We start from the raw sequence: 389 nt of genomic DNA, 5'->3' as shown, positions 1-389 counted from the left end.
CAGGTACACCTTCAGGTCTTCGTCGAACCGGAACACGGCAGCCTCCCCAGGATCTGAACCATGGTCGTCAATTCGTCAATTCGTCGATGGTCGCGACGGCCCCGCCGAGATCGAGTTCGACGCCATTCGACAGACGCACATGCAGCGCGAGCGTCATCGACTGCGCAGACCGGGTTGAGGGCTCCCCAGGTGAACCGCTTTCCGGGCGCAACGCCGGCGGCGACGCCGCCACGATGGGTACGAAAGCTGACTGCGGCACGTCGACCGCTTGCGCCCGGGTGGGCGCACCGTCGTCGGCGAGCGTCGTGTCCTGAGCCTGCCGCTGCTGATACCGCGTAATCCATTTGCGCAGCTGGTTCGGGTTCACATCGTGTTCGATTGCCATGCGC

Annotated in this window: 1 pseudogene; it reads right to left on the bottom strand. The window is 64.5% G+C overall.

What is annotated here, in order from left to right:
• Positions 1–67: 67 nt before the first annotated feature.
• Positions 68–389 (bottom strand): annotated as a pseudogene (locus EVC45_RS46085) (IS66 family insertion sequence element accessory protein TnpB); the annotation flags it as partial.

The sequence above is a fragment of the Paraburkholderia sp. UYCP14C genome (assembly GCF_004197395.1).
Taxonomy (GTDB): Bacteria; Pseudomonadota; Gammaproteobacteria; order Burkholderiales; family Burkholderiaceae; genus Paraburkholderia.
This window is presented reverse-complemented; position numbering and strand designations above follow the sequence as displayed.